Consider the following 24,901-nt stretch of genomic DNA (forward strand, 5'->3'; position numbering starts at 1 on the left):
TTTCTACGCCTCCTCGTCGTGCCAGGCCCGGCCGCTGCGGCCGAGCAGTTCGTGGGCGCCCGCGGGACCGGTCGTCCCCGCGGGGTAGGGCTCGGGGAGCTCGGCGGACGACTCCCACGTGGCGAGGATCGGGTCGATCCACCGCCACGCGGCCTCCACCTCGTCGCGCCGCATGAACAGGGTGGGGTTGCCGCTGAGCACGTCGGACAGCAGCCGCTCGTACGCCTCGGGCACCCGCGTGGCGAACGTCTTGCCGAAGCTGAGCGACAGCGGCACCGGCTTCAGCAGGGTCTCGCCCGCGCCCGGCTCCTTGGCCATGATGTGCAGCTCGATGCCCTCTTCGGGCTGCAGCCGCAGCACGAGGCGGTTGGGCGTGCCACCGGGGAAGATGGAGTGCGGCACGTCCTTGAACTGGATGACGATCTCCGAGCGCCGGTACGGCATGCGCTTGCCGGTCCGCAGGTAGAACGGCACGCCCGCCCAGCGCCAGTTCTTGACCTCGGCGCGGATCGCGGTGAAGGTCTCGACCCTGCGCGAGGCCTCCGTCGTCGGCGTGGAGGCGGGCTCGTCGAGGTAGGAGGGCATGTCGCCGGCGCCGGTGTACTGGCCGCGCACGGTGAAGCGGTCCACCTCCGTGCCGACGATGGGCCGCAGCGACTGCAGCACCTTGACCTTCTCGTCGCGGATCGCCTCGCGGTCGTTGCGCGCGGGCGGTTCCATGGCGACCAGCGTCAGCAGCTGCAGCAGGTGGTTCTGCACCATGTCGCGCAGCGCGCCCGCGTGGTCGTAGTAGCCGCGGCGTCCGGGAGTGCCGACGGTCTCGGCCGCGGTGATCTGCACGTGGTCGATCCAGAGGGAGTTCCAGATCGGCTCGAGGAAGGCGTTGGCGAAGCGCAGGACGAGCAGGTTCTGCACCGTCTCCTTGCCGAGGTAGTGGTCGATGCGGAAGATCTGCCGCTCGTCGAAGATCTCGCCGACCTCGTCGTTGATGCGCTGGGCGCTGACCAGGTCGCGGCCGAGCGGCTTCTCCAGCACCACACGGGAAAGGGGGGTGACAAGACCCGCCTGCTGCAGCTCCCTGCAGAACGGTCCGAAGGTCATGGGCGGGCTGGCCAGGTAGAAGACCCTGTCCCTGTCCTCGTGTCCCGCCAGCATCTTCACCACGCTGGACCAGCCGCTGCCGTCCTCACCGCCGACGTCGACCGACACGTGGTACAGCCGGCCGATGAAGCGCTGCCAGGTCTCCGCGTCATCGGGTACGGCGGAGCGCACCTCGGCGTCGACCTTGCCGCGGAAGTCGGCGTCGGTCAGTCCGCCGCGAGACATGGCGATGATCCGCGTCTCGGGGGCGAGCCTGCCCTCCAGGTCGGAGTGGAACAAGGCGGGCAACAGCTTGCGCATCGACAGGTCGCCGGTGCCGCCGAAGACGACCAGATCGGCGGTGTGACAGGTGGGGGACAACACGGCTGGACTCCGATGATCTACCAAGGAAGGACAGAACGGACATTAGTCAGAGTTAGGAGAGTACACAAGCGGGCTTTTGCTATTTGAGATGAGAAAGTCATGACTTTTCATTACCTAACCGTCTGTGATTCACTTGGCCGATGCCCAGACGTACCGCAGCCACGCTCGCCACCAGCGGGGAGGTCCTCGACCTCATCCGCACCGGTGAAGCCGTCACGCGAGCGGACCTCGGGCGGGTGACGGGCCTGTCGCGACCGGCGGTGTCGCTGCGCGTCGGCGAGCTGCTCGATCGCGGCCTGGTGGTCGAGCGGACCGACGCGCCCTCCACGGGCGGCCGCCCCCCTGTGCGGCTGGAGTTCAACGCCTCGGGCGGCGTCGTGCTGGTGGCCGCGCTCGGCGCGAGCCGGACCCGGGTGGCGGTCTGCGACCTGGCGGGCCGCGAGCTGGCGGGCCGCGAGTTCGTCATCGACGTGGAGCAGGGGCCTGACGTGGTGCTGCCGCTGCTCATGGACACCTGGGACGAACTGCTCGAAGGCTGCCCCGGCAGCCGGGTCAAGGGCGTGGGCATGGGCGTGCCCGCGACCGTCGAGTTCGCCGCCGGCCGTACGGAGTCGGCCAGGGTGATGGCCAGCTGGACCGGCGTGGTGATCCCCCCGCTGATCCGCGAGCGCTTCCCCGTCCCCGTCTTCGTCGACAACGACGTGAACGTCCTGGCCATCGGCGAGCACCGCGGCGTCTACGCCGAGGAGACCGGCGACCTGATGTTCGTGAAGATCTCCACCAGGATCGGCGCAGGCGTCATCGCGGGCGGCGAGATCCTGCGCGGCGCGCTCGGCGCGGCCGGGGAGATCGGCCACATCCCCGTGCGCGACGGCGGGGGCGTGCTGTGCAGGTGCGGAAACGTCGACTGCGTCGACTCGGTGGCCAGCGGGACCGCCCTGCTGCGCGACCTGCGCGCGGCCGGGCGGGACGTGAAGACCATCGCGGACGTGACCGCGCTGGTGCGCGCGGGCGACGCGGGGACGATGGCGATCGTGCGCGAGGCCGGCCGCAGGATCGGCGAGGTGATCGCGGGTGCGGTCAACATCCTCAACCCCGCGGTGGTCGTGCTCGGCGGCGACGTGGCCGAGGCGTTCGGGCCGCTGGTGTCGAGCATCCGCGAGGTCGTCTACCGCCGCTCGACCGCGCTGGCCACGCGCCGCCTGCGGATCGAGACCAGCAAGCTGGGGGCGGCGGCGGGCATCAGCGGGTGCGCGGTGATGGTGCTGGACCACGTCCTGTCACCGGACGCCGTGGACGAAACGCTGACGAATCGCCTGACGCGCTGACAGTCGGCTATGGCGAGATCTGCCGGATGTGGTCAAGGATCGTGCCGTTCGCCGTATTTGTGATCCTGCTCGCCGGGTGCGGTCCCGCCGCCTTCCTTCCCGTGGCGAAGCCGTCGCCGCCGCCGGCGTCACCGCCCTCGTCGTTCGCTCCGGCGTCGAGCCCCTCGCCGACCTTCAAGTACTTCGGCGCCGGCAACGTCCGTCTCACGGACGTGGCGGCCCGCCGCAGGTACCTGCCTGGACGGATCATGGTCACCACCGATGGCGACACCGACGCCTACTGCGCCTGCAGCGGGACCTCGGGCGTCCGCCTGGGGGCCGAGAGCTTCGAGCCGGGCCAGACCAAGGAGTTCTGGGCGATGCTTGCGCTGCCCTCAGAAAGCGCTGCCCCGCTCAAGGCCAGGATCGGTGACTTCCCTGAGGTTCGTGTCGCGACGGACTAGCTTCTTCGGTTTCTTCGGCTTCCTCGTCCGCCGCGGCGGCTCGGGCGACGCCGAGGTCGCCTCGATCAGCCCCGGCGCGGACGGCCTGGCGGCGGCCGACATCTCCGGGTTCTCGGTGGGCGTGGCCGGTGGGACCATGCCGGGGCTGCGCGTCGGCCTGCTCCTGGCGGGCGACGACGCGGGCGATGAGGCGGGCGGCGAGGGGGCAGCCGACGGGCGGATGTCGTGGGTGGCGGGCGGCACGGGCGTCTCGCGCTGGAGCGAGGCCCGCTCGGTCGAGCGGGGGGTGCTGCTCACCGAGTGCGTGCCGGCGGGCCGCTCGGCGGGCGACGGCGGTTCGGCCTCGCCCTGAGCCCTCCACGGCCCTGGTGAGGGCAGGGATCCGCCTATGAGGATCGCCGAGAACGCCAGCATCATCGTGCCGGCGAGAGCCGCGATGGTCATCATGGCGCGCTCGCGCCGCCCGGTATCGCTCACGACATGCATGGTAGGTGAGCCGCCGAGCGGGTGGATCAAGATACCCGCTGTCGCGGCCCGGCTCAGCAGGCGCAGAGGATGCCTCTGAGTGCGGTTTCCAGGCACGATCCCGTGCCGGCGGGCACCGGCCATGGGAAGCGGACCAGCGAGGCGTCCTCGTCGTCGAGCCTGACCGTCGCGCCGTACCTGTCGAGCTCCCACAGCCACACCGACTCGGCCGGGCGCCCGAGCAGCCGCCCGACGCCCGCCGCGAGCTGCTGCCGGTGCGAGCCGTTGACGTGGGCCAGCACCTGCTCGGCCACCTCGGACAGCGGGTCGGGCGAGGCCTCAAGGTACTCGTCGGCGTCCAGCACGCCCGACTCCTCGCCCGTCAGGTAGACCACCTGGCCGACGTCGAGGCGCAGCAGGCGGGGCGCGTCCGGCGAGCCGTACCGCTCCAGGGCCTCGAACAGGCCCTCGTCGGCGGTGTGCGCCGAGATCGCCACCGCTGCCTCCCGCGCCTCGCCCTCGGGCACGGCCTCGGCCCATCCCTGGACCTCGATCAGCCCGCGGGGGTGCTCCACCTCGCCCAGCCACCGCATCGCGGTCAAATTCACCGACACGACCGCGTCGCCGCGCAGCCCGTGCAGCCGCTCGCCCGGCCTGACGAGCAGGACGGGACGGCCGCGGGAGTCGACGGCCCCTCTCACGGGAGACCGGGCGCCGTCGACGATCAGCTGCGCGGCCCGCGAGGTCGCGGCGAGGGTGCGGACGCGTTCGGGCAGCGGAGGGGCGGCCAGAGGCATGGCGTCTCCTTGAGATCGACGATGAATATAGGTTAGGCTTGCCTTAGTAAGCATTACCTAACCACATGAGGTGAACGTGCGCTACACCGGCCCGAAGGTGCGACTGTCCCGACGCGCGGGCGTCCCGCTGACCAGGAAAGCCGTCCGCTATTTCGAGCAGCGCCCCTACCCGCCGGGCGAGCACGGCCGCAAGACCAACCGCCGCACCACCGGTGACTACGGTCTGCGGCTGATGGAGAAGCAGAAGCTGCGCTGGTACTACGACGTCTCCGAGCGCCAGCTGCGCCGCTACTGGGACCTGGCCGTGCGCAAGTCGGGCGCCTCGGGCGCCGAGCTCGTCGTGCTGCTGGAGAGCCGCCTGGCCTCGCTCGTGCTCCGCTCGGGCCTCGCCCCCTCGATCTACGCCGCCAGGCAGTACGTCGCCCACGGCCACATCAGCGTCGACGGCCGCAAGGTCGACATCCCCAGCTACCTGGTCAAGCCCGGACAGGTCGTCAGCGTGCGCGAGCGTTCGCGCACGATGCAGCCGTTCGTGGCCGCGACCGCGGGCGTCCACGCGGACGAGCGGATCGCCGGCTACCTGAGCGTCGACCACGCCGACCTGACCTTCACGCTGGTCGCCAGACCCGAGCGCGATCAGATCGCGGTACCCGTGGACGAGCAGCTCGTGGTGGAGTTCTACTCTCGTTAGTCGTGAATCACACCGAGGAACGCCACGCCAGCTGGCTCGAGCTCTTCTTCGATCTGGTGGTCGTCGTGGCGGTGGCGCAGCTCGCGCACCGCCTGCACCACCCGACCTGGGCTGATCTGGCCCTCTTCGCGGTGCTGTACTACGCGGTGTGGAGTGTGTGGACCTCGCTCACGCTCTACTCCAACGTCGAGGCGGACAAGACCCGCACCCGCAGCATGCTGATCGGGATGTTCTGCATCGCGGTCATGGCCGCGGCCGCCCCGCACGTCGCCGACAACCTCCCTGGAGCGCTGGGCACGCACGACACGGCCTTCGTGGTCGCCTACGTCATCTGCAGGATCAGCGCCTCCAGGTCGCTGCAGGCGACGGGGGCGGTCGTCACCGCGTGGCCGGCCGCCCAGCTCGGCATCGGACTCGGCCCGTGGATCGGCTCGCTGTTCGTCGACGACCCGCTGTGGCGCTACCTCATGTGGGGCATCGGGATGGCGCTCGACATCGCCTTCACCGTGATCCAGGTGCGCAATCCCGAGCGGCTGGTCGAGGAGATGCGCAACCACCACGCTCGCCTCCAGGCCCGCGAGCTGCGCCGCGGCGGCGCCGTCCGGCGGATCGGGACGCCCGCCGCGGCCGTGCTGCACACGGCGCACCTGGGCGAACGGCTGGGCCTCTTCGTGATCATCGTGCTCGGCGAGGCGGTGATGCAGGTGGTCGTCGCCGCCTCCGACCAGGAGACGTGGGGCCAGAGCCTCATGCTGGCCGCCCTCGCCGGGTTCGGGCTGATCGTGTGCCTGTGGTGGCTCACCCTCCACTACGGCCTGAGCGCCGTGCCCGAGGCCAGCGAGCAGGGGCTCAAGCCGTACCTGCTGCTGCCCGCCCACTTCGTCATGACCGCCTCGATCACCACGGTCGCCGCGGGCCTCGGCCTGGTGGCCGGGCACACCGAGGGACACGTGCCCGGCGGGATCCGCTGGCTGCTGTGCGGCGGGCTCGCGGCCTACTTCGCCGTCTCGACCCTGCTCGGCGTCGCCGCCAAGGCCGGGCAGCGGTGGATCCTGCTCTGGGCGCTGCCCACAGTCGTGGCGCCGCTGCTCGTAGGACTGTTCGCCGGGCCCGTGCCGGGCTGGGGTCTGGTCGCACTCATGCTGGCCATCGCGCTGTGGCGGGTGCTCTACAAGCCGCCCGCCCCCTCGCCCGCCGTACAGCCCGCCTAGCCGGGCGCGCTGACGCTCACCTCCTCGCGCAGCTGCCTGACCTCCGCCCGCAGCGCCGCGAGCTCGGCCATGATCGCGTTGGTGGCGCTGGCCGAGGTCTCCTCCACGACCTCGGCCAGCGCCTCCTCCTCCGCGTGCTTCTCGTCGTCCATGGCGCTCACCACGACCGCCATGAAGAGGTTCAGCACCACGAAACTGCAGATGAGGATGAAGACGACGAAGAAGATCCAGGCCGAGGGGTGCGCGGCCATGACCTCGCGGGCGATGTCCGGCCAGGCCTCGCCCGTCATGGTCTGGAACAGTGTGAACAGCGAGACCGGCAGCGAGCCGAAGTACTCCGGAGCGGTCGAGCCGTAGAGCTTGGTGGCCATGACGCCGCCGACGTACAGCACGAGCGTGAGAAGCACCACGATGGAGCTCATCCCCGGCATCGCCGCCAGCAGCGCGTTGACCACGCGCCGCAGGCTCGGCACGATCGACACCAGGCGCAGCACCCGCAGGATGCGCAGCGCGCGCAGCACCGACAGGCCGCCCGCGGCAGGCAGGACGGCGATGGCGACGATGACGGTGTCGAAGATGTTCCACGGGTCGCGGGCGAAGCGCCCTCGGTAGACGTAGACCTTGGCGAGCAGTTCGGCGACGAAGACGTACAGCGCCGCGTGATCGACCGCGCCCAGCACGGGCGCGGCGTTCTCCATCACCCAGGGAAAGGTCTCCAGACCCAGGGTGGCCGCGTTGATCAGGATGACGGCGATGACGAATCGCTGGAAGCGTGGGCTCTCGATGATCAGACGAGCGCGCTCGCGCACAGAGGAACTCCTTGTGAGGGTGGTACATGAGCAGACCCCCATGAGGGGCGGGGGTGGACGTGCCGCGGACGATCAGTCAACGGGCGTCAGCCTGAAGACACGCAGGTGCCTGCCGGACTTGACGGTGTAGCGGTCGTAGACCGGCCACTGCGCGACCAGGCCTGGCCAGGCGCGCTCGCGCTCCTCGCCCTCCAGCAGCCTCGCCACGACGGCGACCCGCGTCCCCCTGAAGCTGACGACGGCCTCGGGCGTCTTGAGCAGGTTGCCGCTCCACGCGGGGTGGTGGTCCCTGCCGAAGTTGCTGCCCACGATCAGGAAGGCGCCCCCTGGCTCGGGCAGGCACGCCAGTGGCGCCTCCCGCGCCTGCCCGGTCTTGGCGCCTGTCGTGGTGAGCACGAGCGTGGGGATCATCTTGTCGCTGATCGGGCGGCCTCTGGTGACCTTGTGGACCAGGCGGTCCATCGCGGGGACGATCTTCGGGCCGACCTTCATGAAGGCGTCGGTGCCCGCCAGCCACTGGAAGAACGGCTTCAACCGCTCAATGATCGTCACATTCGAACACAGTAGTCCGAGATTCCGCTTTCCAGAAGATCGAAGGCCCGCTCCGCCTGCGTCCTGAGGAGGGGGAGGATCTCCGCCCAGCTCTCGCCCGCGAGCCTGCGCGCGATCGCGTGCCGGGACAGCAGGCGCGTCGTCTCCATGATCTGCGCGGCGACCAGGCGCGGCGTCAGGTCGTCGGGGTCGGCGTCCGACTCCTCCGCCAGCGTCATGGCCAGGCGCTGGGTCTGCTCGTGTTCCAGCTCCCTGAAGCGGGCCATCAGCGAGGGGCTCTCGCCGACGATACGGCCGAACACGTCGGAGCCCTCGTTGAGGCCGTAACGCCAGTCGCGCTCCTCGACCGCCTCCAGGAAGTCGCGGCGGAAGGCGGCCACGACGCTCTCGCCCCGCCGCCGCTCGCGCACCACGTTGCTCTGCAGCTCCTCGACCTCCTCGCGCCGGTCGAGGAAGAGATCCTCCTTGGTCCCGAAGTAGTTGAAGACCGTGTTGACCGACACGTCGGCGGCCCTGGCCACCTCGGCCACCGTGACCTGCTCGAACCCGCGCATCATGAACAGCCCCATCGCCATGTCGGCGATGCGCTGCCTGGTCTCCCGCTTCTTTCGCTCCCGCAGCCCCTCGTCCATGTGGACATGCTACAAGATTGCAGTGACTCTAAAATTGTGGTTACTCTAAAAATGTGATCGATGTATCCGGTCTGACCAAGACCTTCAAGAACGGCGTGCACGCCGTGAACGGCGTCGACTTCTCCGTCGCGCCAGGCGAGATCGTCGGCTTCCTCGGCCCCAACGGCGCCGGCAAGACCACGACCATGCGCATGCTGACGACCCTGCTCCCGCCCACCTCGGGCGCGGCCACCATCGCGGGTCACGACCTGCTGACCGACCCTCGCGGCGTGCGCCGCAGCATCGGCTACGTCTCGCAGAGCGGAGGCATCAACCCGATCAACCCCCTCGGCGACGAGCTCGAACTGCAGGCCATGCTGTACGGCATGAGCCGCGCCGAAGCCCGCGCGCGGATCGCGCAGACACTGGAGACCCTCCAACTGACCGGTATGGAGAACACGCCGGGCGGCGCGCTCTCCGGCGGCCAGCGGCGCCGCTTCGACATCGCCTTCAGCCTGCTGCACCGCCCGTCCGTGCTCTTCCTCGATGAGCCGACCACCGGGCTCGACCCGCAGAGCAGGGCCGGGCTGTGGGAGCACATCCGCTCGCTCGACCTCACGGTGTTCCTGTCCACGCACTACCTGGAGGAGGCGGAGGCGCTCTGCGACCGGCTGCTGATCATCGACGGCGGAAGGATCGCCGCCCAGGGCACCCCCGCGGAGCTCAAGGGTGAGCGCACGCTGATCGAGGCGTTCATGGAGATCGCGTCATGAGGGACACCTGGCTGATCTTCCGGCACGACACCCGCATCATCCTGCGCAACAAGCTCGGCATCCTCATCTCGGCCGCCCAGCCGCTGTTCTTCCTGGTGCTGTTCGGGCCGATCTTCGCCACCTTCGGCACGTGGGAGACGCTGGTGCCCGGCCTGATCATCCAGCTCGGGCTGCTCAGCGCGGGCCTGGCGGGATTCGGAGTGGTCTTCGACTGGCGCTCGGGCGTGCTCGAACGGCTCAGGGTGACCCCGGCCGGCCGCCTGTCCCTGCTGCTCGGACGGGTGCTCACCAACGCCTTCACGCTGGTGGTCCAGACCGTGCTGCTGGTCGCCGTCGCCTACGCCCTGGGCCTGCGCGCCCCCGTCCTCGGGGTGGTCGGGGGGCTGCTCCTCGTGGTCGTGCTCGGCGTCAGTCTCGCCGCGCTGTCCTACGCGGCGGCGATGCGGCTGAACGAGCACCTGTTCGCGCCGGTGATGATGACCGCGGTCTGGCCGCTGATGTTGCTGTCCGGCACGTTCCTGCCGATGTCGATGGCGCCGGGCTGGCTGAACGCGCTGTCGTACGTCAGCCCGTTCCGCTACGTCCTCGAGGCCATGCGCGAGCTGTTCTCCGGGCGCTACACGACCAGCACGGTCGCGATCGGCGTGCTGGTCGTGGCGGCCTTCGCGGCGATCAGCCTGACGGTCGGCAACCGGATCTTCAGTCGCGCGAACGCCTAGGCGGGCCGTAGGGCTCGATCCTGGGATCGGAGAAGGGCGGACCGGCCGTGCGGCCCGCCTCCTCCGTCACGCGCAGGCCGTACAGACCCTGGTCGGGGTCGATGAGGACCAGGCCGTAGCCGGTGTCCACATCCGCCTCCGACAGGCGAAGCCGCTCGATCGCGTCGGCGAGCGTCGCGCCCTGCGGCAGCCGCACCGTTATCAGGACGAGGCGCCGCTCGCCGCCGTCGGATCCGCGCTGCTCCATGAGGTCAGGCTACGCGCTTGGCCCTCCGCCGCAACGCGGCGAGGACGCCCGCGGCGTCGACGACGCCGTAGCCGTAGTCGAAGTCGTAGCCGACCTCGCTGCGGTCCTCGGCGGTACGGCGCAGCAGCGAGCGCAGCTGGCTGGGCGACAGGCGCGAGGCGGGCCAGTGCGTGCGGATCGCCGCGACCAGGCCCGCCGCCACCGGGCAGGCCGCCGAGGTGCCCGAGTCGGGCTCACCGTCGCCGAACGCCTTCGACCCGGAGAAGTGGGTGTAGGCGCACACGTCGGGCTTGCGGGCGGTCAGCCGTCCCGGCCCCTGCGAGGAGTAGCCGACCCGCTCGCCGCCGACGTCGACGCCGCCGATCGACAGCGCCCTCGGATGGGAGTTGGCGCCCACGATCGGCCGGTCGGGATAGGCGCACCTGCCGTCCTTGCAGTCGCGGCCGCAGTTGCCCGCGGCGAACAGCACGTCGGCGCCCGCCCTCTCGAGCGAGGCGACGATCAGGTTGAACGGGTGGGCGGCGTTGTCGGAGTAGTTGCCGGGATGCCCGGGAGGAAAGTCCCATCGAGGGGAGAACGAGCCCCACGAGTTGCTGATCACCAGCGCCCTGGTCTCGGCGGGCTGGGCGTCGAGCACGGTCCTCAGATGCGCGAAGGCGGCCACCGCGTCCGACAGCAGCCCGTCGAGCGCCGACCCGCCAGGACGGTTCGACAGGAGCACCGGGATGTCGATCAGCGATGCCTGGGGAGCGCCGATCAAGGTGTCGAACGCGCACATCGTCCCGTGGTCCACCTCGAACTCGCCGGGACGGCCCGAGACGCCGGAGGGGTTCCAGCTGCGCTCGGCGTCGAGGTTGACGCCCCTGCCCAGGTGCCTGGCCACGTGCGCGGCGTTGATGCCGGTGTCGAGGACGGCGAGCGCCACCCCCGAACCGTCGAGGCCCTCGCCGTGCAACGCGGCGGTGCTCAGCAACCGCTCGACGTCGTGCCAGTCGCCGACGGGAGCGTCGCCGCCACAGGTGAGGCTCGACTCGATGAAGGGGTCGGCGAAGACCCCGACCACGTCCGAGCGCATCGTGGGCAGCAGAGACACCCTGACGGCCAGCTCGTCGTCGGAGATCTCCCCCCGCACGAGCACCGAGGCGTCCTCGGCGGCCAGCGAGAAGTCGAGCGGCTGGTCGAGCGAGAGCGGGTCACCGCCGGACGCGGGAACGGGCCGGGGGACGGCCACGGGAACGAACGAAGGGTCGAGTGCCACGCCCGGCAGGCCGTCCGCCACGTCGGCGGTGGTGGCGATCCGTTCGGGGTCGGCCACCGCCGCCACGACATCGGGGGAGGGACGTAGCTGGATCAGTACTCGCACGGAGCATCACCGAATTCTGATGGAGGGAACGAACCACTCCCACATTCCTTCAACATCACCTCCGCGTCCAGCGAGTCTCCAGGGTTGTGACCTGCAATAACGCGGCAAATCGCCCGTATCGGGACGCCGCGTGGGGGCTTCCCTGTTTACGGTCGGTTCACTAGCGTGTGACGGCATGACCGCACAGGTGCAGGCCACCTCTTCCGACTCCACGCGTGATCACTGGATGGCCGTGCGGCCACGACTGATCCTGGCGAGCGGGTTCATGCTCTTCCTCGAGCTCGCGCTGATCCGCTGGACCGGCTCGAACATCGTGCACCTGAGCTACTTCACCAACTTCGTCCTGCTCGGCTCCTTCCTCGGGATCGGCCTCGGGTTCCTGCGCGTGGGCAGGAGCAGGCGGCAGCCGTACTACTCGCCCATCGTGCTGGCCGCGCTCGTGCTGGTCGTGCTGATGTTCCCGGTGACCGTCGACCGGCAGGCCGACGGCGTCCTGTACTGGACCAGCCTGGAGACCACCGGGCCGCCCGCGTGGGTCATACTCCCCGTCATCTTCGCCGCCGCCGCGACCGTGCTCATGGGCCCCGCCGAGCTGGTCGGGCGCTGCTTCCCCGAGCTGCCGAGGCTGGAGGCCTACCGCTACGACCTCATCGGCTCGCTCAGCGGGATCGCGCTGTTCACGGCGCTGTCGTTCCTGAGCGCGCCGCCGGTCTTCTGGGGCGTCCTGGTGGCCGTCGCCTACGCGCTGCTGCTGGTGCCGAAGCCGCCCGTGCCGTACCTGCTGCTGGTCGTGACGCCCTCGATCGTCGTGGTCGGGCTGCTGCTGGCCGAGACGCTCACCGCGGGGGCCCTCTGGTCGCCCTACTACAAGGTCACCTACCGGCAGCTCGAGAGGGCCGGCGAGCAGGTCATGAACATCCAGGTCAACGGCATCCCGCACCAGGAGGCCGTGCCCGCGGCCGCCAGGCTGCAGTGGGAGGCGCAGTACGGCCTGCCGTACGAGAGGGCGGTGAGCCCGCCCAAGGAGGTGCTGATCGTCGGCGCGGGCAGCGGCACCGACGTCGCCATCGCCCTGTCCAAGGGCGCGCAGAAGGTCGACGCCGTCGAGATCGACCCCAAGCTGCGCGAGCTGGGCGGCACCTATCACCCCGACCACCCCTACAGCGACCCGCGCGTGAGCACCACCATCACCGACGGCCGCGCCTTTCTGGAGCAGACCGACAAGAAGTACGACCTCATCCTGTTCGCCCTGCCCGACTCCCTCACGCTGGTGTCGGGGGCCTCGTCGCTGCGGCTGGAGAGCTACCTGTTCACCGAGGAGGCCATGCGGGCGGCCCGCGCGCACCTCAAGCCCGGCGGGGCGTTCTCGATGTACAACTACTACAGGGAGAGCTGGCTGGTCGACAGACTCGCCTCCACCATGCAGAACGCCTTCGGCCACAAGCCGTGCGTCGACGTGGTCAGCCAGGCGGGCCAGCAGGCCGTCATCACCGCGGGGATCACGCCCGCCGCCCAGCGCTGCGGGAGCGAGTGGGCGGGCGCGGCGGCGGGCACGCCCGCGCCGACCGGCGACGACCGGCCCTTCCTCTACCTGAAGGACTCCACGATCCCGTCGCTGTACATCATCACGCTGACCCTCATTCTCATCGTCTCGCTGCTGGCGGTGCGGGTGGTCGCGGGGCCGTTCGCCAGGATGCGCCCCTACGCCGACCTGTTCCTGCTCGGCGTGGGCTTCCTGCTGCTCGAGACCAAGAGCGTCACCGGGTTCGCGCTGCTGTTCGGCACCACGTGGGTGGTCAACGCCATCGTCTTCGCAGGGGTGCTGGTCGCCGTGCTGGCCGCGGTCGAGATCACCCGCCGCTTCCGCGTCCCGCCCCTCCCCGTGATGTACGGCGTGCTGTTCGCGGGGCTCGCGCTCGCCTGGCTGGTGCCGAACTCGTGGCTGCTCGGCCTGCCGGTGCCCCTGCGCGCGGTGGCGGCGGTGACGGTGGCGTTCCTGCCGATCTTCGCGGCGAACGTCGTCTTCGCCAAGCGCTTCGCCGACACCGCCGACGCGACCACCTCCTTCGGCGCGAACCTGCTCGGCGCGATGGTGGGCGGCTGCCTCGAGTACCTCGCGCTCGTCATCGGCTACAAGGGACTGCTGCTGGTGGCCGCCGTCCTCTACCTGGGAGCCTTCGCCCTCCTGCCGCGTCGAGCGGCCGCCTGAGGCGACGGCCGCGGAGACCTCACGCCTGCTCGACTGCCTCCCCGGTCAGCTCGGATGGGGTTTGTCGTCCTTCTGGCCGATGGCGGCGTGACCGTGCCCCTGGCCGTCGTCGAGCGGCACCTTCTCCCCGCCGTAGGCGTTCGACAGCCGTCCGCGCAGCTTGCCCAGCGGACCGCGCAGCCCCTTCGGCGGAATGCCGTCGCCATCGACGTCCGCGCCCTCGATCTGCGGGACCGCTTCCTTGCCCCGCACGTGCGCCTCGATGTCGTCGGCCGGTGGGGTGTGCATCTCGATGTACTCGCCGTGCGGCAGCCGCTTGATCACACCGGCCTCCACGCCGTGCCCGATCACCGCGGCGTCCGAGCGCTGCAGCCCCAGGCAGATGCGGTAGGTGACGATGTAGGCGATCACCGGGCCCGCCAGCACCAGCACCCGGCCGATGTAGGTCGTCCAGGTCAGGCTGATGTGGAAGTTGGCCGAGATTTCGTCGTTGGCGCCCAGCAGCCACAGCACGCCGTAGAACGTGATGGCCGCCATGCCGATCGCGGTGCGGTGCGGGTTGTTGCGGGGACGGTCGGCGATGTGGTGCTCGCGCCTGTCGCCGGTGATCCACTGTTCCATGAACGGATACAGGGCGAGCCCGGTCATGATGATGCCCATCGGCAGCAGCGCCGGGATCATCACGCTCAGCGGCAGCGTGCCGAACTCGTTGGTCCCGAACAGGTTGATCTCCCAGGCAGGCATCAGCCGCAGCGCGCCCTCCAGGAAGCCCATGTAGAAGTCGGGCTGCGAACCGGCCGAGATGTCGGCAGGGGTGTAAGGGCCGAACGCCCAGATCGGGTTGATCTGCGCGAACGTCGCCAGTCCGGCGATCACCGCGAACGTGAATAGGAAGTACGCCCCGGCCTTGAGCATGAACGCGGGGAAGAACGGAGCCCCCATCACGTTGTGGTTGTTGCGGCCCTTGCCGGGCATCTGCGTGTGCTTCTGCACCCACATCAGCACCATGTGCCCGGTGATGAGCGCCAGCAGAATGCCGGGGATCAGCAGGATGTGCAGCGAGTAGAAGCGGGCGATGACGAGCTCACCCGGATACTCCCCGCCGAACAGGAAGAACGACAGGTAGGTGCCGATCAGCGGAAGGGAGATCATCACGCCCTGGGTGATGCGCAGACCGGCGCCGGACAGCAGGTCGTCCGGCAGCGAGTAACCGGTCAGGCCCTCCAGCAGCGCCAGCGTCAGCAACATCACGCCGATCAGCCAGTTGAGCTCGCGTGGCTTGCGGTACGCGCCCGTGAAGAACACGCGGAGCATGTGCACCATCATGCCGGCGACGAACAGCAGGGCCGCCCAGTGGTGGATCTGCCGCATGAGCAGGCCGCCGCGGACCTCGAAGCTGATGTCCAACGTCGAGGCGTACGCCTCCGACATCATGACGCCCCTGAGCGGCGCGTACGCGCCGTCGTAAATCACGTGCTCCATGCTCGGCCTGAAGAAGAACGTCAGGAACGTCCCGCTCAGCAAGAGGATGATGAACGAGTAGAGCGCGATCTCACCCAGCAGGAACGACCAGTGGTCCGGAAAGACCTTGCGCAGGTTCCTCTTCAGGAAGCCGCCCACGCCCGTCCGGTCGTCGATGAACTCCGCGGGGTCGGCGATGGCCTTGGGAACGGTCGTCAGGTCATCCATCGTCCTGCGCCTTCCTGCGCCTCGACACGGCCCGGTGGTATCGCCAGGCCACCCAGAACCCCACGCCGACGCCGATGGCCGCGGCCAGCGCGTTGATGGTCCAGTACACGACGTCGGAGCCGTACCCGTAGCCGTTGCCCAGTACGAGGATGGCGATGATGATCGCGGCCAGCACGCACGCGCCCAACCCGGAGGCCACGCCGACGGCGATCGTGCGGATGAGCCGTGAGGCCCGCGACCGCGGTCGTGGTGGCGGCCCGGCGGGCACCGCCAGACGGCTGACGATGGCCTCGGGCGCCTCACCCACCCTGCCCAGGCAGCGCTGGGAGATCATGCCGGATCGGTCCTCGCCGACGCAGATCCACTGGTCGCCCGACACATAGAGAATCGAACGCGCGGAGTCGGGAAGGCCCAGGCGGAGAAACTCCTCCCCCTCGGGGAAATGCCTGATCCGGTACGGCACGGCAGGCAGCTGGGCGTCCAGCGCGTCGAGGAGTTCGGTCAGCTGGTGCATCCGGGTCATCGCCCCCTCACCCTCTCCCTCCTATCTTCGCGCGGGAACTGTCTGCGGATGCACTGCCAGCCGTCAAAATGCATCCTGCTTCCCATACGGGCACGAATCCCCACACATGCCGCAGCGTCCCACCACCGGGCTGACGGCGAACGCCCCGCGTCCCGCCGTCACCCGACCAGCCCGACGGGAACCCGCCCGATCCGACGCCGAATGGACCCAACCCCGAAGAACCCCAGCCCGCTCCAGGTCGGCGGGATCGCCGAGCGTGCCGTCGTCCTCGACCGCAGGAAACCCCACGACGCCGGATGGAGCCACCCTCCCAAGAACCCCAGCCCCCGCCCCAGGTCGGCGGGGGCGCAAGGGGTGTGGCTTTCGCGTCTGCCGAATGGACCCCAGTCCCCACCCGACGTCAGGGATGGGGCCGTAAGGGCCCCAGGTCCCGTCACGCGGTAAGCGGGGCGACGGTCAGAGGCCGCACAGCTCCGAGAGGCTCTTGGCCGACCCGTTGTTCGCCGCCTGGCCGTTCCTCGTCGGCGTCTGCGAAGGCGTGGCGGTACGGCTGGCCGACGGCGTCACAGGACGGCTGCCGGACGGCGCTGAGGTCGCCCCAGGAGACGCCGTCACCTGAGCCGCCAGCGCCCGCCGAGTCGGCTTCACCGAGTCACTCAGCGCCTTCACCGCAGCCCTGCGGATCTTCGGCCAGTCCGGCGAGGCGGTGTAGAACTGCGGCGGTACGAACTGCAGGCTCGTGATCCGCGCGTCCTTCACCTTGAGGGCCAGGTTGGCCAGCGGCTCCAGCAGCTCCTGCGGGATGTTCGTGTCCGCCATCCGCCGGGCCGCGTGCGCGATCTTGGTGAAGTTCGTGAGGATCTTGTCGGGCGTCGCCTGCTGGGCGAACGCGCCGATCACGCACCGCTGCCTGGCCATGCGCCCGAAGTCGTCGTCGACGACGCGGGAGCGCCCGTACCAGAGCGCCTCCTCGCCCGACAGCCGCTGATAGCCCGCCTTGATCGTGCCGGCCGTGCCGAAGTGGCCACCCCACGGGATGTCCTTCTCCACGCGCAGCTTGATGCCGCCGATCGCGTCGACCAGGTCGACGAAGCCGTACATGTTGATCAGCGCGTAGTAGTCGAGCCGCAGGTTGAGAGTGTGGCCGATGGCGTCCATCAGCGCGCGGGGGCCCTTGTTCTTGCCGCCCATGATCTGCGGGTTGTCGTTGGCGAACTTCCAGACCTCGTTCAGCAGGCCGCCGTTGGGCAGTTCGGCCATGAAGCCGTTGGGGAAGTGCTTGGCCAGCGGGGAGGAGGCGGGGAACCGTACGTGCTGCAGATTCCTCGGCAGGCTGAACAGCACGGTGTTGCCGGTCTTGATGTGGACGCTGGCCACGGTCATGCTGTCGGTTCGCACGCCGTCGCGGTTGCCCGCGCCGTCACCGCCGATGAGCAGGAAGTTGACCCGCTCCTTGCCGTTCCACGGGTCCTCCTCCTTGATCGGCTGTACGTCGGGGTCGGAGGTCGAGGGGAAGATCCCCTTGACCGTCTCGCGGACGGTCAGCATCGTGTTGGCGGTCAGCGCGAACGGCGCCATCACCGACACGCACAGCAGGCCGACCACGATCCCGGAAACGATCTGGCCCCGGCCGTTCAGACGGTCGGGGCCGAGCGTGATGTAGGAGGTGAGCACGAGCGCGAACCACGCCAGCGCGCCGATGACGGCGGCCACCGACACGGTGAGCATCGTGCTCTCCCGCGTCACCGCGCCGATGTTGCCCATGAACGACAGGCCGTAGACGAGCGCCGCGATCAGGAGCGCGCCGAACGATCCCAGCAGAATGAATCCGGTACGGCGCCGCCCGGCCCGCAGGTGCGCGGCGCCGGGGATGAGCGCCGACAGCGCGGTCCAGCCGATGATCGAACCGAGGGTCATCTTCGCCGCGAACCTGGGTGCCTGAACGGCCTTCGGCGCCCTCGGGGGTTTGCCGGCTCTGGGCCGTGGGTTGCTCGGGTTCGTCGCCCGGTCCTGCACCGGATGCCCGGCATCGACACGGCCAGGCTCGGGGCGGTCCTGAGGCGCGCGGTTCTGGACGTCGCGGTCCTGCGGTGCGTGGCCCTGGGGGGTGCGGTCCTGGACGGGCTGGTCACGGGCGGCGCGGTCCTGCGCCGCCCGGTCCTGTGTCGCGGGATCCTGAGCGGCGGGGTCCTGGGTCTGGCGGTCCTGCGCGGAGGACTCGGCGGGCGCGGCGCGCCGAGGAGCACGTCGTTTCCTCCCGCGCTCGGCGGAGTCTCCTCCAGGGCGCTTCGACACACCGGCTCCTTCGCACGTCGTACCAGGCCAAACCCGGAGGTTTGCCCCCCGTTGGTCACGAGATTGCCAGGATTCTAGCCCCCATATCGGGACATCAATGACAGATGACCAATGTGGGATGAACAGCCCATGAAGCTACGACGTCGTGGAAGCGGGAGCGAGCCAAGTGTTGCACTGGTAGGCCTTGTTCTTCAGCCAGCCTTGCCGGAACCAGATGTTGTTATTGGCCGGAGTGCCGTGGTCGCGGGGATATCCAGGATGATCGCCCACTCTCGAATAGAACCAGAAGAGCACGTCACGCTGGCGAGAATTGACCGGATATGTGCCGGACACCGCGCGCATGAACATCCCGCCGAAACACGTTGCCTGGAGCTCCAGTTTTCTGCTGAGCGCCAGCCGTCCGCTCTGGCTCGACGTCTGGAGATGCTTCTGCCAGTGCGAGTTCATGATGCCGGTGATCTGCTGGATGTGATGACCGTACTCGTGGGCCATCATGCTGATCGTCGCGCCGTGCCACGAGACGATCTCGCCGTAGCCGATGGAGTTGCCGTAGCCCCTGGCCAGCGCCGAGGTGGAGGCGTAGATGGTGTTGTTGCGCGGGCAGTAGTACGGCACCATGCTGCCGGGAGACGGGTAGTCGCCGCACGCGCCCCTGCCGCGCTTGGCGGCGATCGCGTAGTTCGGCGGGCTCCAGGGCATGCCCCTCTTGCGCAGGATCGGACCCCACGCCGCGTCCATGCACTTGCCGGTCTTCAGGATCAGCGCCTTGAGCTGGTTGTGACTGAACAGGCTCGCGTTCCCCGCCCTGCACGTCGTGCGCGGCAGCGCGCCGGCGAAGTACAGGGTGTTGGCCTGCAGGCTCGTGTTCAGCGTCACCTTGGCCGGTTGCTCCGAGGGCTGCTCGGACGGCTGTTCCGAGGAGGACGGCTGCTCGGAGGGCGACGGCTGCTCGGACGAGGACGGCTCGTCGGACGACGACGGCTGCTCGGAGGGCCGGTCGGACGGCTCGATCGGCTCATCGGTCTCCTCGTTCCATGGCGTGAACGTCGGCGGCGTGAACGTCGGGATCGCCACCGGCGAGGTGGTGTCGGTCTTCGAGGCGCTCTTGAAGACGGCCGAGCCGATCACGAGCAGCACGAAGATCGCCGCCATGGCGCCGAACACCGCGCCGATGACCGCGCCCGCGTTCGACTTCCTGCGCTGCGGCGGGCGTTGCCACGGGCCGTACCCCCCCTGCGGAGGCCCCTGCGGCGGCCTGTAGCCGGGACCCTGCCCCTGGTGCGGAGGCCACCCCGGCTGCGGGTGGCCGTTCCCCTGGTGGCCGTTCCCCTGCTGGTACGGCCCGCCCGGACCGGGCCCTCCTTGCCCTGGCCCACCCTGTCCTGGCCAGCCCTGTCCGGGGCCGCCCTGTCCAGGCCCGCCAGGACCCGGCATCCCTTGTCCGTGCCCGCCGGGTCCTGGCACACCGGGACCCGGCATACCGGGACCGTGCGGCATGCCAGGCGGTGGAGGTTGCGGCCCGCCGGGGGGCGGGGGTTGCGGACGACCGTAGGGCTGAGGGCCACCGGGCGGCGGCGGTTGCGGCGCGCCGTACGGCGGAGGGGACGTCCTCGGCGGACCGGCAGGGGGCGGAGGCGGCGGGGCCGCGTAGGGGCGACCCTGCGGAGGTCCGGGGGGAGGCCCCTGCGGGGGGCCCTGGGGCGGGGCGGGCGGCGGGGGCGTGGGCCGATACTGGCGGGTGGCCGGCTCCTCGTACGGCTGGCCGTACCCCTGCTGCTGCGGGGGCCAGGGAGGAAAGGGCGGCTGCTGGGGTTCGCCTGAAGACGGCTGCCCCTGATGCCCGGGAGGCGGCGGGGGGTATTGCCCGTTGCCTGTCACCCTGTCTCCCCCTTGACCTGGTTGTCCGAAATGGGACCCGCACTCCGGACCTTTGTCGAATTTGGGGCAGAAGCATACTGATTTATCACCCGTCACGGATGTCGCCGTACTCGGTTACAGTCCGAAATCATTCGAGGTGATCTCCGCTATGTCGCCGTCCGAGAGGCGGCCGTTGTCCTAGCTTCAATGCCATGAATCTGCAGCAGCTCCGCTACGTGGTCGCGACTGCGGAGCACCGCACCATGACCGACGCGGCCAGGTCGCTCTACATCGCGCAGCCTGCGCTTTCGCGCGCGATCCGAGATCTGGAGCGCGAGCTCGGGATGACCCTCTTCGCCCGATCCGGGCGCGGGGTGGTCGTCACCGCGCAGGGCCGCAGGGTCGTCAAACTGGCCAGAGAGGCGCTCGACGCGGTGGGGGAGATCGAGGCGCTCTCCAACCACGGCGGTGTCTCCGACGTCGAACTGCGCATCGCATCGACAGCCAACCTCGAGCCCGGCCTGGCGGGGCGGCTGCTTCCCGCCTACGCGGCCGAGCACCCCGGTGTCCGCGTGCACATCATCCGCTGCGACGGCCGTGAAGCGGTCGTCAACGCGATCAGGGACCAGCGGGCCGATCTCGGCCTCACCGACCTGCCGGTCCCGACCGACCTGATCACCCACCCGCTCGAGCGGCAGGAGATCGTGCTCATCTCCCCGCCAGGGCTCGACCTGCCCGACCCCGTCCCGATGACCCGCCTCGACGGACTGCGCCTTGCCCTCCCCGCGAGGGGAAGCGTCAGGAGAAGGGAGCTCGACGCGATGTTCGGCAAGTACGCGGTCAACCCGATCATCGTGCTGGAGACCGACGAAAGGAACGGCTGGCTCAACGCGGTCCGCGCGGGCCAGGCGTCGCTGCTGTGGTACCGCGGAATGGCCGAGCAGGCGGCGAGGGCGGGGCTGGTGGTGCGGTCACTCGAACCGGCCGTCCGCCGCGTGATCGCCGTCGTCCACGCGCGCCGGCGACTCCCGCTGATCGCCCAGGACTTCCTGGCGACCGCGGAGAAGGGCTCGGCCGCTTAGGAACGTTCCCAAGCCCACCGAACCATCCGCCCGGGGGCCACGCGCCACCCCCGGGACCAACGCGAGCTCCGCCCATCAGGACATCGGCCACCACGTCCAGCGCCGGCCCCAGGCCCGCATCGCCCACCCGCGCGGTGCGCCGGAGACCCGGCGGCCCGACCGGCCACCCGGCGAGAGTGCCGACGCCGAACCCGCCGCCCTGTGATCTCGCAGGGGCAGATTCCCTATGACCCATGTGTCTACACTGACCCGTATGGGCGATCTTCCGGTCTACGACGTCGTGCTGCTGCCGCCCCAGGAAGCCGGCATCCGATCGGTACAGCTGAGTCAGCAGTGCGCGGAACGGGCGGCCACCGAGTTCACCCTCGGCGAGGACGGCCCCTACGCGCACCTGTCGCTCTACATGGCTAACTTCACGCCCGCCCAACGCGAGGCCGCGGCGAGCCTGCTGCGCTCCATCAGCGCGCAGACACCCCGGATCAGTCTCGACGGGGACCATTTCGCCGGCAACGAGCAGGGCATGTTCGAGCTGTTCTACCGTACGAGCCAGGCGCTCACGCGATTGCAGGAAGAGGTCATCGCCGCCCTGGCCCCGTTGCGCACCGGTCTGCGGCACCGCGATCCCGTCGGCCGCGTCCTGTCCGAATACCGGCTCACGGCTCCGCCGCTCGCCCGCGACAACCTGGAGCGGTACGGCTACGACGAGGTCGGCGAACTGTTCCGCCCGCACATCACCATGACCCGCTTCCAGCAACGCGCCCACCAGGTCGACCCCGCGGCGCTGCCGCCCGCCCAGGCGTTCACCGCGACCTACCGCACGCTCGCGCTGTGCGTCATGGGCGAACACGGCACCTGCACCGACATCGTCGAGACGTTCGACCTGGCCGCAGACGCCCCGAGCCCCTCGCCGGCCCTCCCCTGAGACCCCAGGCCGGGCTGACATCTTCTTGAACCAGGACCCGAGCACGGGGGGAAAGTCGATCGTGATCTCGTAGCCGGCCTCCGCGAGGACCGCTCGGACAGCCGCTTCCACCTCCACCGCGTCGCCCTCGTCGTCCAGATGCACCGAGACCGGGATCTCGGCCGCGCCGAGGAGCCCGAGGTCCGCGGCGCCTCCGCCGGCTGAAGATCGCCCCTCGCGGGGGAACCAGCCCGGCGGGGTCGCATACGCCTGGCGGCCGGCAGGCGCCGACGTCGGCTCCCACGGCTCGACAGGGTGAGAAGGTGGCGTGGCCGGCCCGTCGGCGGACCCCTCGGATTCGTGTCCGCCGCCACCGGCATCCGCGTAGACCAGGGCGGCCCGCGGCCCTTTCCGGCCATGAACGATCTCGAACTCCACCCGCTGACCCTCCTGGAGGGTCGGATGGCCCTTGGTCTGGATGGCCGAATAGTGGACGAAGACATCATTGCCGCCGTCCACCGCGATGAAGCCGAAGCCCTTGTCCGCGTTGAACCACTTCACGGTGCCCTGTGCCATCACAACCCCCACGGGGTGCCTGATTCAGTCTGCCCATCGAAACAGAAGGACGATTCCCGTGCGGCGTCGCGCCGTTCAGGGGATGTCGGCGGCAACCCCGGGCCGTGGGTCCCCGGCCTCCACATCAGGGCCAGGCCCGGGATCCACGAGATCGCCCTCGCCCTCCACCCCGGAGACAAGCCGTACCACCGCCGGGCGATGTGCCAAGCCGTGGGATCTTCCGTAGGCTCGGAGACGATGAGCATCTTGCGACTGCGCGGCAGGGAGTTCGGTCCTGGGGACCACGCGGTGATGGCCGTGGTCAACAGGACCCCCGACTCCTTCTTCGACAAGGGGAAGACCTACGGCTTCGGCGCCGCGCTCGAAGCGGTCGACGCGGCCGTCGAGGGCGGCGCCGACATCGTCGACATCGGCGGGGTCAAGGCGGGCCCCGGCGAGGTCGTCGACGCCCAGGAGGAGATCAGGCGTGTCGCCGACCTGGTCGCCGCCGTGCGCGACCGCCATCCCGACCTGGTCATCAGCGTCGACACCTGGCGGTCCGAGGTGGGCGACGTGGTGGCCAGGGCGGGGGCCGACCTGCTCAACGACACGTGGGGCGGCGTCGACCCGCTCCTGGCCGAGGTGGCGGCCAAGCACGGCGTCGGGCTCGTGTGCGCCCACGCGGGCAGGGTCGAGCCGCGCACCCGGCCCCACCGCATCGCGTACGCCGACGTGGTCGCCGACGTCATCGGCTACACGGTCGAGCTGGCCGAACGGGCGGTCGCGGCAGGGGTAGCGCGGGAGTCGATCCTCATCGACCCCGCGCACGACTTCGGCAAGAACACCTTCCACTCGCTGGAGGTGAGCAGGAGACTCGACGAGATGGTGGCGACGGGCTGGCCGGTGCTGGTGGCGGTGTCGAACAAGGACTTCGTGGGGGAGACACTGGGCGGGCTGCCGGTGGATGAACGGCACGCGGGCACGATCGCGACGCTGGCGGTGTCGGCGCTGCACGGGGCCCGGGTGTTCAGGGTCCACGACGCGGCCTCGGCCCGGAGGGCCCTGGCGGAGGTGGAGCGTCTCGAGCCGGGAACCGGTCAGGTGTAGATCAACGAGAGGAAGCGCACCAGGATCTCCTCTCGCTTCGGGGCGGGCAACGCGTCCAGGATCGTGTTGACCACCGCCATCTCCGGCTGACCGCCACCGGCCAGGTCCACGCCTACCGAAGCGGCCAGGGCCCCGAACTCCGCGTCGTCCAGCGTCGACAGGTCCAGCGACGCCACCAGCTCCACCAGCCCCTCCGGCACGGCGACCGGCCCGCGCGCCCTGGCCGCCGCCACCGAGTCCGCGATCACCGACAGCATCGCGTCCACCCCCGACAGAGTGACCCCGGTGACCGTGATGTGCAGGTTCGCGGGGATCCCCGCGTACGACAGCTGCGGCTGGACGAACCACCCCCTCCGCCTGGCCTCGTCCGCCACCACGAACACGTCGACCTCGTCCGACGCGAAGGCGATCAACGACGAGCCGGGCGCCCCGAGCACCCGGAGGCCGGCGATCTTGCCCAGGCCCTCGCGCAGCCGTACCGAAGCCTCCAGGGTCGCCCGCCCCAGCGCGAGGTAGCCGTCCCGCCCCAGCGCCCGCATCGTCGCCCACGCCCCGCCCAGCCGCAGCCACGGCAGCAGCCAGCCGCCCACGTACGCGTCCACGTGGCACGGCACGCCGCGCGCGGCCGCCACCGCGGCCACCTCGGCCACGGGGTCGATGACCCCCTGCGGGTAGGAGGGCGCCGAGACCACCACCATGATCGTGGACGGGGTGATCGCCGCGGCCACGTCGTCCGCGGACACCTCGAACGTCTCCAGCGAGACCGGCACCTGGACCACCGACACCCCGAGATAGTGCGCGGCCTTGTGGAAGGCGGGGTGCGCGGTCACCGGCAGCACGATCGACGGGTCGGCGACCTCCGACGCGTCGCGCGCCGCCTTCACCGCGAGCATGATCGACTCGGTTCCGCCGCTGGTGAAGATGCCGTGCCCGCCGCCGAGCAGCGCCGCGACCTGCCCGACGACCTCCTTCTCCATCGCCACCACGCTGGGGAACGCGGTCGGATCGAGGGTGTTGGCCTCCAGCATCTCGAAGTACACCCTGGCCGCCGCCTCGTGGACCTCCGGCTCTCCGGTGTCGTAGACGTAGGCGGTCACCTTCCCTCCGCGCACGGGCAGGTCGCCGGCGCGCAGGCGGGAGACCTCGGCCAGCAGGTCGGACAGGTTCACGCGGACTCCTTGGCGTACCAGATGATCAACGGCAGGCTGGC

At 70.0% G+C, this 24,901-nt stretch carries 23 protein-coding genes and 1 pseudogene; 11 read left to right on the forward strand and 13 right to left on the reverse strand.

Going from position 1 to position 24,901, the window contains the following annotated elements; genetic code table 11:
- Positions 1-3: 3 nt before the first annotated feature.
- Complete coding sequence (gene zwf, locus AB0B45_RS13555; RefSeq protein ID WP_358129582.1) at positions 4-1,464, reverse strand: glucose-6-phosphate dehydrogenase; 1,461 nt, start codon at positions 1,462-1,464, stop codon at positions 4-6.
- A gap of 140 nt (positions 1,465-1,604) precedes the next feature.
- On the opposite strand from zwf, the gene AB0B45_RS13560 reads away from it, so the two are divergent.
- From AB0B45_RS13560 to AB0B45_RS13570, 3 genes are read left to right on the forward strand one after another with little or no spacing between them, the layout of a single operon-like run.
- Complete coding sequence (locus tag AB0B45_RS13560; protein ID WP_358129585.1) at positions 1,605-2,792, forward strand: ROK family transcriptional regulator; 1,188 nt, start codon at positions 1,605-1,607, stop codon at positions 2,790-2,792.
- Positions 2,793-2,818: 26 nt separating this feature from the next.
- The gene (locus tag AB0B45_RS13565) at positions 2,819-3,235 is read left to right on the forward strand and encodes a hypothetical protein (RefSeq protein ID WP_358129588.1); all 417 of its coding nucleotides are present in this window, start codon (positions 2,819-2,821) and stop codon (positions 3,233-3,235) included.
- Complete coding sequence (locus AB0B45_RS13570) at positions 3,219-3,587, forward strand: hypothetical protein (RefSeq protein ID WP_358129590.1); 369 nt, start codon at positions 3,219-3,221, stop codon at positions 3,585-3,587. Before AB0B45_RS13565 ends, AB0B45_RS13570 begins: the two co-directional genes overlap by 17 nt.
- A 187-nt stretch (positions 3,588-3,774) precedes the next feature.
- On the opposite strand, the gene AB0B45_RS13575 is transcribed toward AB0B45_RS13570, so the two are convergent.
- Positions 3,775-4,497, reverse strand: coding sequence for a DUF2470 domain-containing protein (locus AB0B45_RS13575; protein ID WP_358129593.1), 723 nt, complete (start codon positions 4,495-4,497; stop codon positions 3,775-3,777).
- A gap of 76 nt (positions 4,498-4,573) precedes the next feature.
- Between AB0B45_RS13575 and rpsD the strand changes: the two genes are divergently transcribed.
- On the forward strand, positions 4,574-5,188 hold the full coding sequence (rpsD, locus tag AB0B45_RS13580; protein WP_358130258.1) for a 30S ribosomal protein S4: 615 nt from the start codon (positions 4,574-4,576) through the stop codon (positions 5,186-5,188).
- Positions 5,189-5,190: 2 nt separating this feature from the next.
- Positions 5,191-6,399 (forward strand): low temperature requirement protein A, encoded by a 1,209-nt coding sequence (locus AB0B45_RS13585; protein ID WP_358129595.1) that lies wholly within the window; start codon positions 5,191-5,193, stop codon positions 6,397-6,399.
- Here AB0B45_RS13585 and AB0B45_RS13590 read toward each other — a convergent pair.
- From AB0B45_RS13590 to AB0B45_RS13600, 3 genes are all read right to left on the reverse strand, one after another.
- Positions 6,396-7,208, reverse strand: coding sequence for an ion transporter (locus AB0B45_RS13590; RefSeq protein WP_358129598.1), 813 nt, complete (start codon positions 7,206-7,208; stop codon positions 6,396-6,398). The two genes, AB0B45_RS13585 and AB0B45_RS13590, sit on opposite strands and share 4 nt — an antisense overlap.
- Before the next feature lie 72 nt (positions 7,209-7,280).
- Complete coding sequence (locus tag AB0B45_RS13595; RefSeq protein WP_358129600.1) at positions 7,281-7,760, reverse strand: nitroreductase family deazaflavin-dependent oxidoreductase; 480 nt, start codon at positions 7,758-7,760, stop codon at positions 7,281-7,283.
- On the reverse strand, positions 7,757-8,392 hold the full coding sequence (locus AB0B45_RS13600) for a TetR/AcrR family transcriptional regulator (RefSeq protein ID WP_358129602.1): 636 nt from the start codon (positions 8,390-8,392) through the stop codon (positions 7,757-7,759). The genes AB0B45_RS13595 and AB0B45_RS13600 overlap by 4 nt, the downstream gene beginning before the upstream one ends.
- Before the next feature lie 53 nt (positions 8,393-8,445).
- Here AB0B45_RS13600 and AB0B45_RS13605 point away from each other — a divergent pair, with 53 nt between their 5' ends.
- Entirely contained in the window at positions 8,446-9,144 is a 699-nt protein-coding gene (locus AB0B45_RS13605) for an ATP-binding cassette domain-containing protein (RefSeq protein WP_358129604.1), read from the forward strand.
- The gene (locus AB0B45_RS13610; RefSeq protein ID WP_358129606.1) at positions 9,141-9,863 is read left to right on the forward strand and encodes an ABC transporter permease; all 723 of its coding nucleotides are present in this window, start codon (positions 9,141-9,143) and stop codon (positions 9,861-9,863) included. Before AB0B45_RS13605 ends, AB0B45_RS13610 begins: the two co-directional genes overlap by 4 nt.
- On the opposite strand, the gene AB0B45_RS13615 is transcribed toward AB0B45_RS13610, so the two are convergent.
- Together AB0B45_RS13615 and AB0B45_RS13620 are read right to left on the reverse strand one after the other, a co-directional pair.
- On the reverse strand, positions 9,844-10,110 hold the full coding sequence (locus tag AB0B45_RS13615; RefSeq protein WP_358129609.1) for a hypothetical protein: 267 nt from the start codon (positions 10,108-10,110) through the stop codon (positions 9,844-9,846). The two genes, AB0B45_RS13610 and AB0B45_RS13615, sit on opposite strands and share 20 nt — an antisense overlap.
- A gap of 4 nt (positions 10,111-10,114) precedes the next feature.
- Positions 10,115-11,473, reverse strand: coding sequence for a S8 family serine peptidase (locus AB0B45_RS13620; protein ID WP_358129612.1), 1,359 nt, complete (start codon positions 11,471-11,473; stop codon positions 10,115-10,117).
- Positions 11,474-11,648: 175 nt separating this feature from the next.
- Between AB0B45_RS13620 and AB0B45_RS13625 the strand changes: the two genes are divergently transcribed.
- Positions 11,649-13,682, forward strand: coding sequence for a spermidine synthase (locus AB0B45_RS13625; protein WP_358129615.1), 2,034 nt, complete (start codon positions 11,649-11,651; stop codon positions 13,680-13,682).
- Positions 13,683-13,727: 45 nt separating this feature from the next.
- Here the strand turns inward: AB0B45_RS13625 and AB0B45_RS13630 are convergent, their stop codons facing one another.
- The 4 genes from AB0B45_RS13630 to AB0B45_RS13645 all read right to left on the reverse strand — a co-directional run bounded on the left by AB0B45_RS13630 (position 13,728) and on the right by AB0B45_RS13645 (position 19,623).
- Entirely contained in the window at positions 13,728-15,371 is a 1,644-nt protein-coding gene (locus AB0B45_RS13630; protein ID WP_358129618.1) for a ubiquinol-cytochrome c reductase cytochrome b subunit, read from the reverse strand.
- The gene (locus AB0B45_RS13635) at positions 15,364-15,894 is read right to left on the reverse strand and encodes a hypothetical protein (RefSeq protein ID WP_358129620.1); all 531 of its coding nucleotides are present in this window, start codon (positions 15,892-15,894) and stop codon (positions 15,364-15,366) included. The genes AB0B45_RS13630 and AB0B45_RS13635 overlap by 8 nt, the downstream gene beginning before the upstream one ends.
- Before the next feature lie 456 nt (positions 15,895-16,350).
- Entirely contained in the window at positions 16,351-18,189 is a 1,839-nt protein-coding gene (locus AB0B45_RS13640) for an LCP family protein (protein ID WP_358129622.1), read from the reverse strand.
- A gap of 135 nt (positions 18,190-18,324) precedes the next feature.
- The gene (locus AB0B45_RS13645) at positions 18,325-19,623 is read right to left on the reverse strand and encodes a neutral zinc metallopeptidase (RefSeq protein WP_358129624.1); all 1,299 of its coding nucleotides are present in this window, start codon (positions 19,621-19,623) and stop codon (positions 18,325-18,327) included.
- Positions 19,624-20,258: 635 nt separating this feature from the next.
- Between AB0B45_RS13645 and AB0B45_RS13650 the strand changes: the two genes are divergently transcribed.
- A complete protein-coding gene (locus AB0B45_RS13650) occupies positions 20,259-21,128 on the forward strand; it encodes a LysR family transcriptional regulator (RefSeq protein ID WP_358129626.1) in 870 nt (289 codons plus the stop codon).
- A 253-nt stretch (positions 21,129-21,381) separates the two neighbouring features.
- Positions 21,382-22,050 carry a DUF1045 domain-containing protein gene (locus tag AB0B45_RS13655; RefSeq protein ID WP_358129629.1) on the forward strand — a complete coding sequence of 223 codons (669 nt, stop codon included), beginning with the start codon at positions 21,382-21,384 and terminating at the stop codon, positions 22,048-22,050.
- A 366-nt stretch (positions 22,051-22,416) separates the two neighbouring features.
- On the opposite strand, the pseudogene AB0B45_RS13660 reads toward AB0B45_RS13655, so the two are convergent.
- Positions 22,417-22,605, reverse strand: a pseudogene (locus AB0B45_RS13660) (cold-shock protein); the annotation flags it as partial.
- A 237-nt stretch (positions 22,606-22,842) separates the two neighbouring features.
- On the opposite strand from AB0B45_RS13660, the gene folP reads away from it, so the two are divergent.
- Positions 22,843-23,691 carry a dihydropteroate synthase gene (gene folP, locus AB0B45_RS13665; RefSeq protein WP_358129632.1) on the forward strand — a complete coding sequence of 283 codons (849 nt, stop codon included), beginning with the start codon at positions 22,843-22,845 and terminating at the stop codon, positions 23,689-23,691.
- Here the strand turns inward: folP and AB0B45_RS13670 are convergent.
- A complete protein-coding gene (locus tag AB0B45_RS13670) occupies positions 23,682-24,854 on the reverse strand; it encodes an aminotransferase class V-fold PLP-dependent enzyme (RefSeq protein WP_358130261.1) in 1,173 nt (390 codons plus the stop codon). The two genes, folP and AB0B45_RS13670, sit on opposite strands and share 10 nt — an antisense overlap.
- Positions 24,855-24,901 lie beyond the last annotated feature (47 nt).

Origin of the sequence: Nonomuraea sp. NPDC049152 (genome assembly GCF_040648355.1) — a bacterium.
Taxonomy (GTDB): domain Bacteria; phylum Actinomycetota; class Actinomycetes; order Streptosporangiales; family Streptosporangiaceae; genus Nonomuraea.

Excerpts from the sequence above, each read along its gene's own strand:
- folP (WP_358129632.1), top strand. The coding sequence starts at position 22,843 with ATGAGCATCTTGCGACTGCGCGGCAGGGAGTTCGGTCCTGGGGACCAC.
- AB0B45_RS13630 (WP_358129618.1), bottom strand. The coding sequence starts at position 15,371 with ATGGATGACCTGACGACCGTTCCCAAGGCCATCGCCGACCCCGCGGAG.
- AB0B45_RS13645 (WP_358129624.1), bottom strand. The coding sequence starts at position 19,623 with ATGCCGGGTCCTGGCGGGCCTGGACAGGGCGGCCCCGGACAGGGCTGG.
- AB0B45_RS13650 (WP_358129626.1), top strand. The coding sequence starts at position 20,259 with ATGAATCTGCAGCAGCTCCGCTACGTGGTCGCGACTGCGGAGCACCGC.
- AB0B45_RS13610 (WP_358129606.1), top strand. The coding sequence starts at position 9,141 with ATGAGGGACACCTGGCTGATCTTCCGGCACGACACCCGCATCATCCTG.
- AB0B45_RS13635 (WP_358129620.1), bottom strand. The coding sequence starts at position 15,894 with ATGACCCGGATGCACCAGCTGACCGAACTCCTCGACGCGCTGGACGCC.
- AB0B45_RS13560 (WP_358129585.1), top strand. The coding sequence starts at position 1,605 with ATGCCCAGACGTACCGCAGCCACGCTCGCCACCAGCGGGGAGGTCCTC.
- AB0B45_RS13615 (WP_358129609.1), bottom strand. The coding sequence starts at position 10,110 with ATGGAGCAGCGCGGATCCGACGGCGGCGAGCGGCGCCTCGTCCTGATA.
- AB0B45_RS13625 (WP_358129615.1), top strand. The coding sequence starts at position 11,649 with ATGACCGCACAGGTGCAGGCCACCTCTTCCGACTCCACGCGTGATCAC.
- AB0B45_RS13600 (WP_358129602.1), bottom strand. The coding sequence starts at position 8,392 with ATGGACGAGGGGCTGCGGGAGCGAAAGAAGCGGGAGACCAGGCAGCGC.
- AB0B45_RS13655 (WP_358129629.1), top strand. The coding sequence starts at position 21,382 with ATGGGCGATCTTCCGGTCTACGACGTCGTGCTGCTGCCGCCCCAGGAA.
- AB0B45_RS13575 (WP_358129593.1), bottom strand. The coding sequence starts at position 4,497 with ATGCCTCTGGCCGCCCCTCCGCTGCCCGAACGCGTCCGCACCCTCGCC.
- AB0B45_RS13565 (WP_358129588.1), top strand. The coding sequence starts at position 2,819 with ATGTGGTCAAGGATCGTGCCGTTCGCCGTATTTGTGATCCTGCTCGCC.